The following is a 17,594-nucleotide window of genomic DNA, read 5'->3' on the forward strand; positions in this document are numbered from 1 at the left end:
ATAGAGGAAGACATAATGAATTTAAAGAAAGCGCTTGCGATCGGTTTATTCATGGGTGTTGCAGGTCAAGCAACAGCAGCAGATACGACTCTGCGTGTAGCAAGTTGGTTACCACCAACCCACCCACAGAACGCTGTTGTATGGCCGACTTGGTCTAAATGGGTTGAAGAAGCGACTGAAGGCCGCGTTAAAGTTGCCATCGAATACGGTATGGGCCACCCGAAAACCATGTTTGAAATGGTCGAAGATGGTGTAGCAGATGCATCTTTCTCTTACCACGGTTATGTCCCAGGCCGCTTTAAGCTGACACAAGTGGTTGAGCAGCCTCTACTGGGTGTTAATGCAGAAGCAGCATCTGTTGCTCACTGGAAAATTCACCAGAAATATTTCACTCAGGCAAATGAGCATGAAGGCCTTGAAGTAATTGGTCTATTCACACACGGACCAGGTCAGATTCACTTGGCTGATCCAGTAACTTCTTTGGCTGACCTAAAAGGTAAAAAGATTCGTCTTGGCGGTGGTATCCAGGGTGAAATTGGTCACCGTATGGGCGTAACCGCTGTAGGCGCTCCTGCACCGAAAGTATATGAAATGATGCAACAAGGCGTTATCGACGGCGTTTTCATTCCAATGGGCGAGCAGAAATCTCTACGCCTAAAAGAAGTAGCTAAAAACGTTATCGCTTTGCCGGGCGGCATGTACCTGGGTAGCTTCTCAATCTTCATGAACCCTGACTTCCTTGCAGATCTGGACCCTAAAGATCGTGCTGCTATCCTAGCGGTATCAGGTGAGAAACTTTCTGCCATGGCAGGTAAAGCTTGGGATGCAGGCGATGCTGCTGGACTGGCTGCCGCTCAAGAAGCTGGTGTAAACATTACCATGGTAAAAGATGGCGATGCACTGTCTAAAGAGTTTGCAACTCTGACTAAAGGTATGGATGAAAACTTCTACACCGCTGCAGCTGAACGCAAGGTTGATGGTAAAGCAGCCCTGAGTGAACTGCGCGAATTAGCTCGCAGCTATAAGTAATTCAGGCTGAATCATAAGAAGCTCTAGCTTCTGCTAACAACGTTAATGTTAGCGACCCTTTAAAAAGCCAGTCATTTGACTGGCTTTTTTGTGCCCACTGAATGTCATTTTTAAGATAAGTTTATTGATTGAGGACTTATTTTATGGATAAAAAGCCATCATCACCTCAAAAGCAAATTTGCTCGAACAAACAACGACCTATAAAATGTCTTATTGCCTGTACACAGACGAAGCTAAAATCAATCTAACTGGAATCACATGTCCGCTTTCCCAGCTCTCGAAACACTGATTGACAACTTTCGCAGCCATCGACCGTTTCGCGCTGGTTCGTTAATCATTACCCTATATGGAGATGCAATTGCTACTCGTGGGGGTACTGTATGGCTTGGAAGCCTAATCAAACTATTAGAACCACTTGGTCTAAACCAACGCTTAGTGCGCACATCGGTATTCAGGTTATCTAAAGAAAACTGGCTCGCCTCTGAACAGGTAGGTCGCAGAAGTTACTATAGCCTGACCGGCCCCGGTATCCGCCGATTCAGAGAAGCATTTAAAAGAGTTTATGCTGAGCACAACCCTGAATGGGATGGCCGCTGGTTGATGGCGGTACTTAACCAGCTTGGCCAGGACGACCGGCAAAAGTTACGTCAGGAATTAGAGTGGCACGGTTTTGGCACCCTGGCCCCCACTGTTCTGCTACATCCGCAAATGAAAAAACCAGAATTTCAGGGACTTTTACAAGAATATGATTTCCACAATGATGTAATCATATTCGAAGACTTAGGCGAAGGATCAATTCCTAGTCGCGCTCTACGCTTGCAGACCCGAGAGGCATGGAACCTGCCAAAGCTTTCTGAGAGTTATCAGAATTTTCTCGATAAGTTCAGACCCATATGGAACCACTTAAAAGAGAAAGGCAGTCCTTCACCCGAGCAATGCTTTCAGATTCGTTTATTACTTATTCATGAATATCGAAGAATTATTCTGCGTGACCCGGAACTGCCTGAAGAGCTTTTACCTGGAGACTGGTCCGGCAATGCAGCAAGACAGCTCTGCTACAACATCTATCAGCGTACCTGGCAAGGTGCAGAGCAACATATGGATGACATATTAGAAACCGCAGAGGGCCCTCTTCCACCGCCCAATAGTAAATTCTATCAGCGCTATGGCGGGCTCAAAAACCAGTAACCCCTACGCATAAAAAAACCATGAAACTAAAAAACGAGGCATTGCCTCGTTTTTTTACATCACATTTTACCTAATTATCCGTTTGATACTTAGGCTTTACCTCACCGACATTAAGCCGCGGACGATCTGCATCCACCTCTGTCAGAGCTTCCACTGCCTGCATGGTATTCAAACAGCGCACCGTAAGTTCCTGGTAAGTCGCGGTGCCTGCACTTTTCCAGGCGACCTCTTTGTCACTCAGCGCTCTTATTACCTTTGCGGGAGTGCCCACCACCATACTGCGTCGTTCACAACTAAAGGCAGCTTTAACAAAAGCACAGGCGGCCACAATCGACTCTTCACCGATAACAGCACCATCCATAATAACGGCATTCATACCTATCAGAGCGTTACGCCCCACCCGACAACCATGCAACACAGCACCGTGACCGACATGCCCATCTTTCTCGACAACAGTATCCGTTCCCGGGAAGCCATGAAGCACACAGGTATCTTGAACATTAGCGCCCTCTTCAAGCACTAAACGACCAAAATCTCCGCGTAAAGATGCCCCTGGGCCGACATAACATCGAGGACCCACTATCACATCACCTATTAATATCGCTGTAGGGTGAACATAAGCTGTCGGGTCGACAACCGGTGTCACGCCATCAATACTATAAACCTGCATCAACATCTCCTTTATCAATACTTTTTACACGTCAGTATGACGACGGCTTTGCACTACAGCAAAGCGGCCAGCTACAAACGCTAGATCAGTCAGCGCCGCATTGGCCGCCGGATTATTACCTGTAGCATGAAAATCACTGAAAGCGGCTGACTGATTTACGAAAACACCGCTGTCTAAATTACAGGATAATGCAACACCCTGCTCAATAGCGACATTTTCTGCTGCATCCAATACAGAGTCATCAGTTGAATAAACACCGAAAGTAATCGCACCTTTGGATTCAACCACCTCCGAAACCAGTGCCAGGCCCTGCTCTGTACTATCAACAGCAACAATAAATGAGATCGGACCAAACTGCTCCTGCTGCCAAATAGAGTCACTGCCTTCGACTGAGAGAATCAGCGGCGTACGGTAAACTGCTCCTTCAAACCCAGGCATAGGATGAGTTTCGGACGCAAGCGCCACCTGACCCAGCTCTATTGCTTGCTCTAAGCGCCTGACGGTAGCTGGATTAGGAATTGCCCCAAGCACACCTGCAGCGCGCTCAGGGTCAGATAGGAATTTCTTGATAGTGCCACACAATACCGAAGACACTTTCTCAAAGCTCATATGCCCCTTATCGGTATTGATACCACCACGTGGAATCAACAGTGCCTGAGGCGTAGTACACATTTGGCCTGAGTATAGACTCAGAGAAAACGCTAAGTTCTGCGCCACAGATTTCATCTGTGCCACACTATCGATCAGGATAGTATTCACCCCGGCCTGCTCTTTATACAACTGAGCTTGAGTCGCATGAGCAGATAACCAGTCACCAAATGCATTACCGCCGGTGTAATCAATCAAGCGAACATCTTTATGCGTCGCAAGTTCCTGTGCAATTCCGACAGTCTCACCTTCAGCGGCCATGGTAACCAGCTTAGGATCGAAACCCGCTTCGGCTAATACCTGCTGACACACCTGAACCGTTATCGCGACTGGCAGAACCGCCTGAGAATGAGGCTTAACAATGACCGGATTACCGGTGACTAAGCTCGCAAACAATCCGGGATAAGTATTCCAGGTAGGAAAGGTGGAGCAAGCCACCACCAGAGCAACGCCCTTTGGCACGATGTGGTAACGCTTACTCATCACTAAGGGATCATGCTTTCCTTGCGGCTTATGCCAAATCGCATCTGCGGGTACACGGCTTGTCGCCAACCAGGCAGTCGCAACAGCTTCAAGTCCGCGATCCTGTGCATGAGGCCCACCCGCCTGAAAAGCCATAGCAAAGCCCTGACCGGTCGTATGCATAGTTGCATGACCCAACTCAAAGCTACGCTTGTTCAAGCGATCAAGTATCTCTAGGCAAACACCGGTTCGGGTTGCCGGGCCTGCGTCTCTCCACTGTGGCAATGCTGCTTTGGCAACCGCTATCAGATCTTCAGCCAGATATTGATCATACTGAACACCAAGGGCACCAGTATAAGGCGAAACTTCAACCCCAGTGACACCTATAGCTTCAGGTCCTTTAAGAGAAAAAGACTTAGTTAAGCTAGATTCAAAAGCTGTTAACCCCTCTTCCCTAGCTGATGCACCATAGAATTTACCACTCGGAATTTCTGGATAAGGGGTCCAATGGCCACGCTCCTGTACTGCCTGACATGCTCGCTCTAAAACAGTCTTATGCTGATCGAAAAAATTAGGTGTAGATGGCATTAGATACTCCAAAGAAAACCAATATCAAACAACGTTACGATTCAAAAAAATAAATTAATTTCTTTTTTTTGTATCCCTTCTGGAAGCAACTATAACCCAATCCCTTGACTTACATCAACATAAAATATAATTATCCTTATTTTTCAATAAGTTAACATAGAGAGTCATATCCAAAGAAAACATTGAAAAAACCGCTAAAATTAGACCAATTACTATAAAACAGATAGCTACAGCCGTTATAGCAAGATCTACAAATCCACAAATAAAATCATTCAATTACAATAAGTTACGAACATATAAAGCAAAAAACAAGACCGTCACAAAATGACACAGTAAATCACTAAAAATTTGACAAAGTGCATCACTTTAGATTTTACTATGATTAATTGATCGGCATCAATGTTTGCTCCGTCTTGCTATTTACAACAGACGATCAGACATACAGCCGACAGAAAAGCACACCGAGCTGCAGAGAAAGTGCTTACAAAATAAAGCTATACAACAGGGCAATGCATGAACACACCAACAAACCTTCTTATCAGCGGGCCGTCTAACGGCGTGCTGACGATTACGCTTCACCGACCTGAAGCACTGAACGCACTCAATACAAAACTACTTGAAGAACTGGTAGAACAACTCGAAGCTGTTGAAAAGAATGATGCCATCGGTGCTGTCGTTATTACCGGTTCAGCTAAAGCCTTTGCAGCGGGCGCTGATGTAAGAGAGATGGCATCTCTGGATGCCGTTGGTGTACTTAAAGACCCTCGCGTTGAACACTGGAAACGCGTAACTGCATTTAAAAAGCCTCTCATCGCAGCGGTAAACGGCTTTTGTTTTGGCGGTGGTTGTGAGCTCGCTATGCACGCCGACATCATCATCGCAGGTGAAGATGCAAAGTTCGGTCAGCCCGAAATCAAACTGGGCATTATGCCTGGTGCAGGTGGCACCCAACGCCTACTAAGAACCGTTGGAAAGTCCCTGGCAATGCAGATGGTACTTACAGGTGAACCTATCACCGCAGACCAGGCAATGAGCGCAGGATTAATTTCTGAAATCACCCTGTCTGAGATGACCCTCGAGCGAGCTCAGACAGTCGCTGCCCAAATTTCAAGACACGCCCCTATCGCCGTAGAAATGGCGAAAGATGCACTCCTCAAAGCATTTGATACCGATCTCAGTTCCGGCCTCCTTTATGAGCGCAAAGCATTCACACTGCTAGCCGCCACAGAAGACCGCAATGAAGGAATCAATGCCTTCCTGGAAAAACGGAAACCCTTATTCAAAGGATGCTAAGCCAATGAATTTCGAAACAATCAGCCTATCTATTGAAGATGGGGTAGCTCTGCTTGCCCTTAATCGCCCTGATCGCCTAAACAGCTTTAATGCGGACATGCACGACGAGATGCGTCAGGCCATGAAAGCGATCAAAAAAGACGAAAGCGTACGCTGCCTGGTATTAACAGGTAACGGTCGTGGTTTCTGTGCAGGCCAGGACTTGAGTGATCGTAATGTAGCTGCTGACGCTGACATGCCAGATCTGGGTATGTCTGTTGAAAAAAACTACAACCCACTAGTACGCACCCTACGCGATCTGCCTATGCCGGTTATCTGTGCGGTTAACGGCGTTGCAGCGGGCGCGGGCGCAAACTTAGCACTGGTATGTGACATCGTTGTCGCTGGCCGGTCAGCTATTTTCATTCAGGGCTTCAGCAAAATTGGCCTAGTCCCTGATTCAGGCGGCACCTGGACACTTCCTCGTCTAGTGGGTACTGCACGCGCTAAAGCGTTGATGCTACTTAGCGATAAAGTCTCTGCTGAACAAGCTGAAGAATGGGGCATGATCTGGAAATGCGTTGATGATGAAGCGCTAATGGATGAAGTCATGGGCATGGCCAGAAAGCTGGCTAAGCAGCCGACAAAAGGCTTTGACCTGACATTGCGTGCTATCAGCGCCGGCAACACAAATACACTGGATGAGCAGCTCGATCTGGAACGTGACCTGCAACGTTTAGCAGGGCGTACAGATGATTACCGTGAAGGCGTAGCCGCATTCATGGAAAAACGCAGTCCTAACTTTACTGGCAAGTAAGCGGAGCAAATATGACAACAGTTAACAGCACCATTGCTCCATTAGATAAAAGCGCTCAAGTCAGTGTCATTGGCGCAGGTACAATGGGCGCAGGTATCGCCCAGGTAGCCGCTGCTTATGGCCACCCGGTGATTTTATTTGATCAGAACCCTGAAGCGATTCAGCGCGGTTTAGATCATATAAAAAAGGGTCTGCTAGGCCAGGTAAAGCGCGGCAAGATGACAGAAGAGGCTCTACAAGCCTTAATGGCCAACATCACACCAGCAACTGATATAGCTGCGTTAGCAGACTGTAAGCTAGTGATTGAAGCCATTATCGAAGATCTTGGTATCAAACGTGGCTTATTGGCTAACCTCGAAGCAAATTGTGCTGATGACTGCATTTTGGCTACTAATACCTCTTCAATTTCAGTGACGGCCCTGGGCGCTGAAATGAAACATCCTGAACGTTTGGTGGGCATGCACTTTTTCAATCCAGCACCGATCATGAAGCTGGTAGAAATCGTTTCCGGTCTGGCCACCTCAACCGACAATGCTTCACTGACCCATGCCACGGCATCGGCCTGGGGCAAACAGGCTGTATATACTAAGTCGACTCCTGGATTCATTGTTAATCGTGTGGCACGCCCATTTTATGCAGAATCTTTACGTATATTTGAAGAAGGCGGCGCAGATGTAGCCACCCTTGATCAACTTATCAAGGGTGCGGGCGGTTTTCGCATGGGCCCATTCGAGTTAATGGACCTTATCGGTCACGACGTCAACTACGCTGTGACCTGCTCAGTTTTTGATGCTTACTATCAAGATCCCCGTTTCCTTCCATCATTAACCCAGAAAGCACTGGTGGAATGCGGACGACTAGGACGTAAAAGTGGCTACGGATTCTATGACTATAGCGAAGGCGCTGAAAAACCTGCGGCCTCTACAACCTCCGGTGGTAACTCACCTAAAGCGATTCAGGTCGTTGGTGATTTAGGCGTTGCTAATGCCTTAATTACTCGCATCGAAGCGCAGGGCATTAGCGTTGAAAAGCAGGCTTCAGAAAGTGAATCTTATATTGCAGTAGGCAGTGCCCGTTTATGCCTAACCGATGGCCGATTCGCAACCGAAGTCGCTGCAGCGGGTATCAACAATACCGCCCTATTTGACCTGGCTATCGATTACAACAGCGCATCGGCTCTAGCGGTGTCTTTTGCCGATCAATGTAGTGATACAGCTAAACAAGATGTCATTGGTTTATTCAATGCGCTGGAAATTAACTTAAGCGTCATCGATGACATCCCTGGTCTGGTAGTTATGCGCACCGTCGCTATGCTCGCTAACGAAGCGTCTGACGCCGTCAATCAAGGCGTTTGTTCCGTTGCCGATGCGGACATCGCTATGCGAGGTGGTTTGAACTACCCGAAAGGCCCTTTAGCCTGGACGGATGAAGTGGGCGTTGACAAGATTTTCACCTGCCTTAGCAATCTGCAGCAAAGCTACGGCGAAGACCGTTACCGTCCTTCAGCCCTACTACGTCGTAAATTCTTTGCAGGAGCCCCATTCCATGGCTGAGCAAAACTACGCTGACAAGTACGACCTTAACGATCCTCAGCAGTTAGCCGAAGCCTGTGCCGAAGCATTATTAGCTGATGATCCGCTCACACAAGAGCTCAAGATGACTGTTGTCAAAGTGGGCCCGGGTTATGCTGAATTGACCATGCCGGTTCAAGACTGGATGACCAATGGCCACAACACTTGTCACGGCGGGATGATTTTCTCTTTAGCAGATAGTGCGTTTGCATTTTCTTGCAACACTGAGAACCACCCTACCGTTGCCGCAGGCTGCAGTATCGACTACATCAGCCCGGGGCATCGTGGCGATACGCTGACAGCGAAAGCTAACAAAACCCATCAACGTGGCCGTACTGGCGTTTACGACATACGCGTTGAAAACCAGAAAGGAGAGCTGATCGCGTTATTCCGCGGTCGTTCTCACCGAATTCGTGGTGTCGTTATTCCCGGCACTGATCACGACACCACACTACCGGAAGGAAGGTAATACACCATGACTGAAGCATATATTTGCGACGCAATCCGCACACCATTTGGCCGTTTCGGTGGAGGTTTAGCCTCTGTACGTCCTGATGATTTAGGCGCAGTGCCACTTAAAGCACTGATGGAGCGCAACCCAGATGTTGACTGGACAACAGTAGACGACCTTATTTACGGTAACGCCAACCAAGCCGGTGAAGATAACCGTAACGTAGCACGTATGTCTGCACTCTTAGCGGGTATGCCGACGGAGGTTCCGGGAACCACTGTTAACCGTCTATGCGGTTCCGGTATTGATGCTATCGGCATGGCGGCACGCGCTATTAAATCAGGTGAAACACAACTGATGATTGCCGGTGGTTGTGAATCTATGTCCCGCGCGCCATTCGTGATGGGTAAAGCGGAATCAGCATTTAGCCGTAACCCTAACGGCCTGTACGACACGACAATCGGCTGGCGCTTCATCAACAAAAAGATGAAGGCTGAATACGGCGTAGACTCTATGCCCGAAACAGCTGAAAACGTCGCCGAAGAGTTTAATATTTCCCGTGAAGACCAAGACCTCTTCGCGTTCCGGAGCCAGCAGAAAACAGCTGCAGCCATGGAGAAAGGCACTTTCAACGAAGAAATCTGCCCAGTTGTCATCCCTCAGCGCAAAGGTGATCCCCTTGTTGTTGATACCGATGAACACCCACGTGCCTCTACTACACTAGAAGCCTTAGCTAAACTTAAAGCACCTTTCCGTGAAGGTGGTTCAGTAACAGCGGGTAACGCTTCAGGTGTAAACGATGGTGCTTGCGCACTCTTAATCGCCTCTAAAGAAGCGGCTGAGAAAAACGGCCTAACACCTAAAGCTCGTATCGTAGGCATGGCTACAGCTGGCTTAGAGCCCCGCATCATGGGTTTTGGCCCGGCACCAGCAACAAAGAAAGTACTAGCTAACACCGGCTTAACTCTAGATCAGATGGACGTAATTGAACTGAACGAAGCATTTGCTTCTCAGGGCCTTGCTGTATTACGTGATTTAGGGCTGCCTGATGACGCGGCACACGTAAATCCAAATGGCGGCGCAATCTCACTGGGGCACCCGCTAGGCGCCAGTGGAGCTCGACTGGTAACGACTGCAATGTACCAATTGCATCGTACCGGTGGTCGTTATGCGCTCTGCACTATGTGCATCGGTGTAGGTCAAGGCATCGCTATTATCATCGAGCGTGTTTAGCCATGCGAGCGAATCGGCTTCTCGCTGAGAAGCCCCGCTGTAATATAAAAATAATTACAAAGAATTCATAACAGGACAAGAACTATGATGAACATCAAAATGAATCCTAACGAGCTGGATCCAATTGAAAAAGCAAGTATTGATGAGATCAGAGCACTCCAGTTAAGCCGCATGAAGTTCAGTATTAAACATGCCTATAACAATGTAAGCGCCTACCGTGTGCTATGCGATGAAAAAGGTGTGCATCCTTCAGATCTTAAAACACTGGATGACCTGAAAATATTTCCGTTTACCACCAAGCAATACCTGCGTGACGCTTACCCATTCAACTCTTTCGCAGTGCCGATGAGCGATGTTGTCCGTATTCACGCGTCCAGCGGTACTACAGGTCAGCCGACAGTTGTCGGTTATACCCAGCATGACATCAATGTCTGGGCTGATGTAGTTGCACGTTCCATTCGTGCAGCAGGCGGCAGAAGCAGTGATAAGGTTCACATCTCATATGGCTATGGTCTGTTTACCGGCGGTATGGGCGCGCATTACGGTGCCGAACGCTTAGGTTGTGCGGTTATCCCAATGTCCGGTGGTCAAACTGAGAAGCAAGTTCAACTGATGCGCGATTTCGATCCCGATGTCATCATGGTAACCCCTTCTTACATGCTAAACCTGATGGACGAAATGGATCGTCAGGGTCTGGATCCTAAAGAGATGGCACTACGTGTCGGTATCTTCGGTGCAGAGCCATGGACCGGCGAGATGCGTAAAAACATCGAAAGCCGCTTGGGTATAGATGCTGTTGATATCTATGGTTTGTCTGAAGTGATGGGGCCGGGTGTTGCTCAGGAATGTGCTGAAACAAAAGATGGTCCAACCATCTGGGAAGATCACTTCTATCCTGAAATCATTGATCCAGCCACCGGCGAAGTATTGCCAGATGGCGAGTACGGCGAGCTGGTATTCACCTCGCTAACGAAAGAAGCACTGCCAGTTATTCGCTACCGTACCCGGGATCTAACCCGCCTTCTTCCAGGCACTGCACGCCCAATGCGTCGCATGGACAAGATCACAGGTCGTTCAGACGACATGCTGATTATCCGGGGTGTAAACGTCTTCCCAACGCAGATTGAAGAACAGATTCTTAAGGTTAAGGCCCTGGCGCCTCACTACGAGATTGTAGTGGATAAGAACGGTAATCTGGACACCGTACAGGTCAAAGTTGAGCTGACACCTGAAGCTCAACATACCGATCAAGCACCGGTAATTAAAGAGCTTCAGCATCACATCAAGTCCGTGATCGGCATCAGCACTAAGATCGATGTCGTACCGGTGGGTGGTCTGCCACGCTCTGAAGGTAAAGCTAAACGCGTATTTGATAATCGCCCTAAGGGCTGAATAAAAAGCGCTAAGTAAAAACTTTGCGATCGGCACATTAAGGTGTCGGTCACGATGAGAATAAATCAACGCAGATAGACAGAGCACACCCTGAATCTGCGGGTCCAACAAAAATGGAGACGATTGATATGACATCTCAAGAAGATAATTTCATGCGCAAGATCGAGGCAGATGAAAAGATTGAGCCTAAAGATTGGATGCCGGAAGCCTACCGTAAAAACCTGATCCGTCAGATGTCGCAGCACGCGCACTCTGAAGTGATCGGTATGCAACCTGAAGGAAACTGGATTACCCGGGCCCCTTCACTACGTCGTAAAGTGGTATTGCTGTCTAAAGTGCAGGATGAAGCCGGACACGGTCTGTACTTGTACAGTGCCACTGAAACACTGGGCATCACTCGCGCCGAATTGATCGCAGCACTGCAGTCAGGTGAAGCGAAATACGCTTCTATCTTCAACTATCCAACCCTTACCTGGGGCGATGTTGGCGCAATTGGCTGGTTAGTAGATGGTGCTGCCATTGTTAACCAGGTATCCCTACAGCGGACCTCATACGGCCCTTACTCACGCGGCATGATCCGTATCTGTAAAGAGGAAAGCTTCCACCAGCGTCAGGGTTATGAAGCTCTTCTGGCACTGGCTAATGGCTCTCCAGAACAGAAACAGATGGCTCAGGATTCATTGAACCGTTTCTACTGGCCTGCCCTGATGATGTTTGGTCCTCACGACTCAGAATCGGCTCACTCGGCTAAGTCGATGGAATGGAAGATAAAACGTGAAACCAATGACGACCTGCGTCAGAAGTTTATCGATCAAACCGTCCCTCAAATCGAAGTGCTAGGTCTGGAACACCCAGACAAAGCGATCAAGTGGAACGAAGAACGTGGCCACTATGATTCCGGTGAGATCGACTGGGATGAGTTCTACAGCGTTATCAATGGCAATGGCCACTGTAACCGTCAGCGCGTTGAGCACCATATCGCTGCTCACGATGAAGGTACCTGGGTACGTGATGCAATCACTGCATATAACGAAAAGAAAAACGCCAAAAAAGCACAGAACGTAGCATAAGGGGCATTTGCAATGAATACAGAAAAATTAGAATTATTTGAAGTTTTTATCCGTTCCAAGCGCGGCCTGGATCATAAGCACATTGGCAGTCTCCATGCAGAAGACCATGAACAGGCACTGGAATATGCACGTGATTGCTATACCCGTCGCAGTGAAGGCGTCAGCATCTGGGTAGTTAAATCTAACGACATCTGTTCTTCCCAGGAAGATGATGCGGAATGCTTCTACGACCCAAGTGATGATAAACCTTACCGTCATGCGACTTATTATGTCCTGCCTGACCCTGTAAACAACATGTAATTGGCGGGAGAAAATAGAATGAGTGATGCAATCAAACAAGCCACATTAGAATACGTTATCCGCCTGGGCGACGACTCGGTTGTACTGGGTCACCGTATTTCTGAGTGGGTTAGCTACGGTCCGTTCCTGGAAGAAGATATCGCCTACGGCAACGTGGCGCTGGATTATATTGGCCGGGCACGTCTGTACTACAGCTACGCCGCCGAACTGGCGGATGATGGTCGTACCGAAGATGACTTCCCGTATATGCGTAGCGACCGTGAATACCGCAACCTATTGTTGATGGAGATGCCCCGCGGTGACTTCGCCTACTCTCAGGTGCGCCAGCTTTTTGCAGATGCATACGCAGCTGTCATGCTACCTGAGCTGGTAAAATCAAAAGATGAAACCATTGCGGCCGTTGCTGCTAAGGCGATCAAAGAAACCAAGTACCACCTGCGCCGCAGCCGTGATTGGGTTCTACGCTTAGGCGATGGTACCGAAGAAAGCCATAAACGTACTCAGAAAGCCGTCGATCAACTCTGGGGTTACACCCATGAGCTCTTCGATATGGATGAAACTGAACAACTGCTGGCTGATAACGGTATCGGTGTAGACGTATCGAAACTTCGTGATGCATGGCACGCCATGGTGAGCGAGATACTGACTACGGCAACATTGACTGTTCCCGATGATAGCTGGGCTGTCCGTGGCGGACGTACCGGCTACCACACCGAGAATCTGGGCCATATGCTAACAGAGATGCAGATCGTACATCGTTCGCATCCTGGCTGTCAGTGGTAAACCGCTATGAATGAAATCTCACTCATGCCGGCAGAGCAGTACCAGCGTTTGCAGCAACGTAACGCCGCTGACGTAAAGGAGCTATGGGACCTGCTCGATATGATCAAAGACCCTGAACTCCCGGTACTGTCTATTTGGGATCTTGGGATTCTACGGGATATTGAACGTGACGGTGATCGTATAACGGTCACTATCACGCCGACCTATTCCGGTTGTCCTGCCATGGATAATATTCGTACCGACGTTGAAAAAGCGTTGAACGATGCAGGCTATCAGGAGGTGACGGTCAATATGTCACTCTCCCCTGCCTGGAGTTCAGAGTGGATGTCTCCTGAAGGCCGCAAAAACCTCCGTGAATACGGTATTGCGCCTCCGGAAGATGCCGACCTCGACGAAGATGGCCTGACACCAGAAGCCCATGCGCAATGTCCGCATTGTCGTTCCCGAAATACTCGCCGGATAAGTGAGTTTGGCTCTACTGCATGTAAAGCACTGTTTCAGTGTAACGACTGCAATGAGCCCTTTGACTATTTTAAAAAGATCTAGGCCATAGCCAGGATCAAAAAGATAAAGGTGAAGCAATGTCCGACACCAATTTCTATACGCTGAAGGTTGCTGACGTTCAGCCAGAGACCGAGACTGCTATCTGCGTATCATTTGATATACCAGAAGAACTGTCCGAAAAATTTAAGTTCATTCAGGGTCAGTTTCTGACACTGCGTGCGATGATTGATGGCGAAGATGTTCGTCGCTCTTACTCCATCTGTTCAGGTGTGAGCGACGGCCATATGCGCGTTGGTATTAAGCGCGTTAAAGAGGGTCGTTTCTCTAACTTCGCAAACGATACTTTCAAGCCGGGCATGGAAATTGAAGTAATGCCACCACAAGGCAGCTTTAACACTGAGCTGAAAGCTGACAACGCTAAGCACTACATGTGCATCGCTGCTGGCTCTGGTATTACTCCAATGATTTCTATCATGAAGTCAGTTCTGGATAATGAACCCGGCAGCACAGTAACGCTGATCTACGGTAACCGTCGTAGTAATTCCGTGATGTTTAAAGAAGAACTGAATTTCGTTAAGAACCGCTACATGCAGCGTTTTCAGTGGATCAACATCATGAACTATGAAGATCAGGGTGCTGATCTGCTCAACGGTATCATTGATAATGCGAAAGGTGCTGCGCTACAGAAAGCAGGCTTAATCAACATAAAGAGCGTTGACGAAGCCTTCATCTGTGGTCCGGAAGCGATGATGTCTGAAGTATCACGGGGCTTCCGTATGGAAGGCTTGAGTGATGAGCAGATCCATTACGAACTGTTCGCTAACTCTTCTGAAGATTCTAAAACTATGCTTGAAAAAGCACAGAAACGTAAAGATGAGTTCGGTGAAGAGAAGACGTCTAAAGTAACAGTCGTTGCCGATGGTCGCTCTATTATGTTTGACCTGGCCACCGTCGGAGAAAACATCCTCGATGCCGGTATGCATAATGGTATGGAACTTCCTTACTCGTGTAAGGCAGGTGTTTGCTCGACTTGTAAATGTAAGTTAGTCAAAGGCAAAGTGGATATGGATATTTCCCACGGCCTTGAGCAACATGAGATCGACGCGGGCTATGTGCTCAGCTGTCAGGCTCATCCTATCTCTGACGAAGTTATCGTCGATTTCGACCAGCGCTAAGACGCGATTCCCGAGCAGCAGTGCTGCTCGGGAAACTATCTTTAGAGGTTTATAACCTGATGAAACTACAAAGCTATATCAACGGCCAGTGGGTTGATGGTACAGATAACGGCGCTGAAGTATTCAACGCCGTTAACGGCGAATCTATTTGTACCGTTAGCAGCAGCGGCATCGATTTTGAAGATGCCGTGCGCTACGCCCGTGAAACCGGCGGCCCTGCACTGCGCAAAATGACTTTCCATGAGCGTGCCAACGCGTTAAAAGCGCTTGGCAAAATGCTGATGGAGAAAAAAGAAGAGTTCTACCGTGTCTCCGCATGGACCGGTGCAACCCGCGCCGACAGCTGGATTGACATCGAAGGTGGTGTTAGCACCATGTTCACGTACTCAAGCCTGGTACGTCGTGAATTACCCAATGAAACCTTCCTGGTTGAGGATGATGCACAGCGTCTGTCCGCCCAGGGAACTTTCATCGGCCGTCATATTCTGGTGCCTAAAGAAGGTGTTGCGGTACATATCAACGCTTTCAACTTCCCTTGCTGGGGCATGCTTGAAAAGATCGCTCCTAGTTTAGCCGCGGGTATGCCGGTTATCGTTAAACCGGCAACCGCTTCAAGCTACCTGACGGAAGTAATGGTTAAAGCCATTGTCGCTTCAGGCATTCTGCCTCCTGGTGCTATTCAGCTGATCAGCGGTAGCGTAGGCGATCTGCTTAACCGTCTGAATGAACAAGATGTTGTGACCTTTACAGGCTCAGCCTCTACCGGTCAAAAGCTGCGTTCACACCCAAACATCGTTGCCAACTCTATCCCCTTCACCATGGAAGCCGACTCGCTGAACAGCAGCATTCTAGGTGCAACGGTTGAGCCCGGCTCGGTTGAATTTGACCTTTATGTCAAAGAAGTCGCACGGGAAATGACGGTTAAAGCCGGACAGAAATGTACCGCGATTCGCCGTGCCATTATCCCGCGTAACCGTATCGAAGCGGTTGCAGAAGCACTGAAAGCACGCCTGGACAAAACCACTGTCGGTGACCCGGCAGTAGACGGTGTGCGTATGGGACCACTTGTCGGTCGCAGCCAGGTACGCGATGTGTGGGAGAAAGTTGACCAGCTCAAGCAGAGCTGTGAACTGATCTACGGCGGTACCGAAGATTTCGCCATTACCGGCGGAGATCTGGAAACCGGTGCGTTCTTCCCCCCTACTCTGCTTTACACAGATCAACCAACACAAACAGATATCCCCCATGGCGTTGAAGCCTTTGGTCCTGTCTCTACGCTGATGGCGTATGACGACATTGATCAGGCAATCGCCATTGCTAAGCTGGGTAAAGGTAGTTTGGTTGGCTCAATCGTCACTGGCGATAACAACGAAGCACGCGATCTTGTGCTGGGTTGCGCCTCGTACCACGGCCGCTTGTTGGTTCTGAATGCTGAATGCGCTAAAGAATCTACAGGTCACGGTTCACCACTACCAACCTTGGTACACGGAGGCCCAGGACGTGCAGGCGGTGGTGAAGAGCTGGGCGGTATCCGTGCAGTGAAGCATTACATGCAGCGTACTGCAATTCAGGGCAGCCCAACTACCCTGACAGCGATTACCAATGAGTTCAATCCAGGCTCTGAGCAGATCAAACACGACGTTCATCCGTTCCGCAAATACTTCGAAGATCTGCAGATCGGTGAAACCCTGATTACCCATCGCCGTACTGTCACAGAAGCGGATATTGTTAATTTCGGTTGTCTGTCCGGCGATCACTTCTACGCTCACTTTGATGAGATAGCGGCAAAAGACTCGTTGTTCGGCAAACGTGTTGCACACGGCTACTTCATTATCGCTGCAGCGGCAGGAATGTTTGTTGAACCATCACCCGGCCCGGTACTGGCAAACTATGGTATGGAAAACCTTAGATTTGTAGAGCCTGTCGGCATAGGTGACACTATTCAGGTTCGCCTGACCTGCAAGCAGAAGATCAAGAAAGATCGTCGCAGTGAAGAAGAACAACCTAACGGCGTCGTCGTTTGGGATGTGGAAGTAAGAAACCAGCATGATGAGCCTGTCGCTATCTACAACATCCTCACACTGGTAGTGCGCAAAGAAGACTAAGCTCCTCTGTTGCCAAAAAAAGCCCCGATCAACTTGATCGGGGCTTTTTTTTACGGAAAAAAACGTTCAGGTTTATCAGTCCTTAAATTTCATAATTTCGCCAGATTTCAAGACGCCCTCTATCTATTCGCCGCCATAAACCTATAACCCCACGGGCCTTGGAAACGCCCTCTATAATTTAAATTAGAATAGAGCCCCAATCTCCAGAAAAGTCAGCGTCGCAACCTTTATATCAGCCTCAGTTATTCGCTTTATAAACGGGTTATAACTACTTCTATGAGTACCCATCCGCACTATCGGCAAGTCATACCTGACCCTGGCCTTGAAATCTGAATG

The 17,594-nt window shown here is 48.6% G+C and carries 16 protein-coding genes; 14 read left to right on the forward strand and 2 right to left on the reverse strand.

The genetic code is table 11. The features are described from left to right. Positions 1–15: 15 nt before the first annotated feature. On the forward strand, positions 16–1,029 hold the full coding sequence (locus tag QZZ54_RS17965) for a TRAP transporter substrate-binding protein (RefSeq protein ID WP_290705262.1): 1,014 nt from the start codon (positions 16–18) through the stop codon (positions 1,027–1,029). A gap of 258 nt (positions 1,030–1,287) precedes the next feature. Continuing rightward, positions 1,288–2,217: a phenylacetic acid degradation operon negative regulatory protein PaaX gene (paaX, locus tag QZZ54_RS17970; protein WP_290705265.1), complete on the forward strand. Its 930-nt coding sequence runs from the start codon at positions 1,288–1,290 to the stop codon at positions 2,215–2,217. 70 nt (positions 2,218–2,287) lie between these two features. Here paaX and paaY read toward each other — a convergent pair whose 3' ends face one another. Both paaY and paaN read right to left on the reverse strand, forming a co-directional pair. After that, entirely contained in the window at positions 2,288–2,887 is a 600-nt protein-coding gene (paaY, locus tag QZZ54_RS17975; protein ID WP_290705268.1) for a phenylacetic acid degradation protein PaaY, read from the reverse strand. Between the two features lie 24 nt (positions 2,888–2,911). Further along, a complete protein-coding gene (paaN, locus tag QZZ54_RS17980; RefSeq protein ID WP_290705271.1) occupies positions 2,912–4,585 on the reverse strand; it encodes a phenylacetic acid degradation protein PaaN in 1,674 nt (557 codons plus the stop codon). A gap of 513 nt (positions 4,586–5,098) precedes the next feature. Between paaN and paaF the strand changes: the two genes are divergently transcribed. The 12 genes from paaF (at position 5,099) to paaZ (ending at position 17,258) form a co-directional block, all read left to right on the forward strand. Continuing rightward, a complete protein-coding gene (paaF, locus tag QZZ54_RS17985) occupies positions 5,099–5,878 on the forward strand; it encodes a 2,3-dehydroadipyl-CoA hydratase PaaF (RefSeq protein WP_290705273.1) in 780 nt (259 codons plus the stop codon). 4 nt (positions 5,879–5,882) lie between these two features. Further along, on the forward strand, positions 5,883–6,674 hold the full coding sequence (paaG, locus tag QZZ54_RS17990; protein WP_290705276.1) for a 2-(1,2-epoxy-1,2-dihydrophenyl)acetyl-CoA isomerase PaaG: 792 nt from the start codon (positions 5,883–5,885) through the stop codon (positions 6,672–6,674). Between the two features lie 11 nt (positions 6,675–6,685). After that, positions 6,686–8,227 carry a 3-hydroxyacyl-CoA dehydrogenase PaaH gene (paaH, locus tag QZZ54_RS17995; RefSeq protein WP_290705279.1) on the forward strand — a complete coding sequence of 514 codons (1,542 nt, stop codon included), beginning with the start codon at positions 6,686–6,688 and terminating at the stop codon, positions 8,225–8,227. After that, positions 8,220–8,714 (forward strand): hydroxyphenylacetyl-CoA thioesterase PaaI, encoded by a 495-nt coding sequence (gene paaI / locus QZZ54_RS18000; protein ID WP_290705282.1) that lies wholly within the window; start codon positions 8,220–8,222, stop codon positions 8,712–8,714. The genes paaH and paaI overlap by 8 nt, the downstream gene beginning before the upstream one ends. 6 nt (positions 8,715–8,720) lie before the next feature. Next, positions 8,721–9,929, forward strand: coding sequence for a 3-oxoadipyl-CoA thiolase (gene pcaF / locus QZZ54_RS18005; RefSeq protein WP_290705285.1), 1,209 nt, complete (start codon positions 8,721–8,723; stop codon positions 9,927–9,929). Positions 9,930–10,016: 87 nt separating this feature from the next. After that, positions 10,017–11,321, forward strand: a complete 1,305-nt coding sequence (gene paaK / locus QZZ54_RS18010) for a phenylacetate--CoA ligase PaaK (RefSeq protein ID WP_290705345.1) — start codon at positions 10,017–10,019, stop codon at positions 11,319–11,321. A gap of 128 nt (positions 11,322–11,449) precedes the next feature. After that, positions 11,450–12,391, forward strand: a complete 942-nt coding sequence (gene paaA, locus QZZ54_RS18015; RefSeq protein WP_366645889.1) for a 1,2-phenylacetyl-CoA epoxidase subunit PaaA — start codon at positions 11,450–11,452, stop codon at positions 12,389–12,391. Between the two features lie 12 nt (positions 12,392–12,403). After that, positions 12,404–12,691 carry a 1,2-phenylacetyl-CoA epoxidase subunit PaaB gene (paaB, locus tag QZZ54_RS18020; RefSeq protein ID WP_019620407.1) on the forward strand — a complete coding sequence of 96 codons (288 nt, stop codon included), beginning with the start codon at positions 12,404–12,406 and terminating at the stop codon, positions 12,689–12,691. An 18-nt stretch (positions 12,692–12,709) separates the two neighbouring features. Next, a complete protein-coding gene (gene paaC, locus QZZ54_RS18025) occupies positions 12,710–13,474 on the forward strand; it encodes a 1,2-phenylacetyl-CoA epoxidase subunit PaaC (RefSeq protein ID WP_290705293.1) in 765 nt (254 codons plus the stop codon). Between the two features lie 6 nt (positions 13,475–13,480). Beyond that, positions 13,481–14,020, forward strand: coding sequence for a 1,2-phenylacetyl-CoA epoxidase subunit PaaD (gene paaD, locus QZZ54_RS18030; RefSeq protein ID WP_290705296.1), 540 nt, complete (start codon positions 13,481–13,483; stop codon positions 14,018–14,020). 35 nt (positions 14,021–14,055) lie between these two features. After that, a complete protein-coding gene (gene paaE / locus QZZ54_RS18035) occupies positions 14,056–15,153 on the forward strand; it encodes a 1,2-phenylacetyl-CoA epoxidase subunit PaaE (protein WP_290705299.1) in 1,098 nt (365 codons plus the stop codon). Between the two features lie 59 nt (positions 15,154–15,212). After that, on the forward strand, positions 15,213–17,258 hold the full coding sequence (gene paaZ, locus QZZ54_RS18040; RefSeq protein WP_290705302.1) for a phenylacetic acid degradation bifunctional protein PaaZ: 2,046 nt from the start codon (positions 15,213–15,215) through the stop codon (positions 17,256–17,258). Positions 17,259–17,594: the final 336 nt, after the last annotated feature.

The organism is Amphritea sp. (assembly GCF_016744155.1).
Classification (GTDB): Bacteria; Pseudomonadota; Gammaproteobacteria; order Pseudomonadales; family Balneatricaceae; genus Amphritea.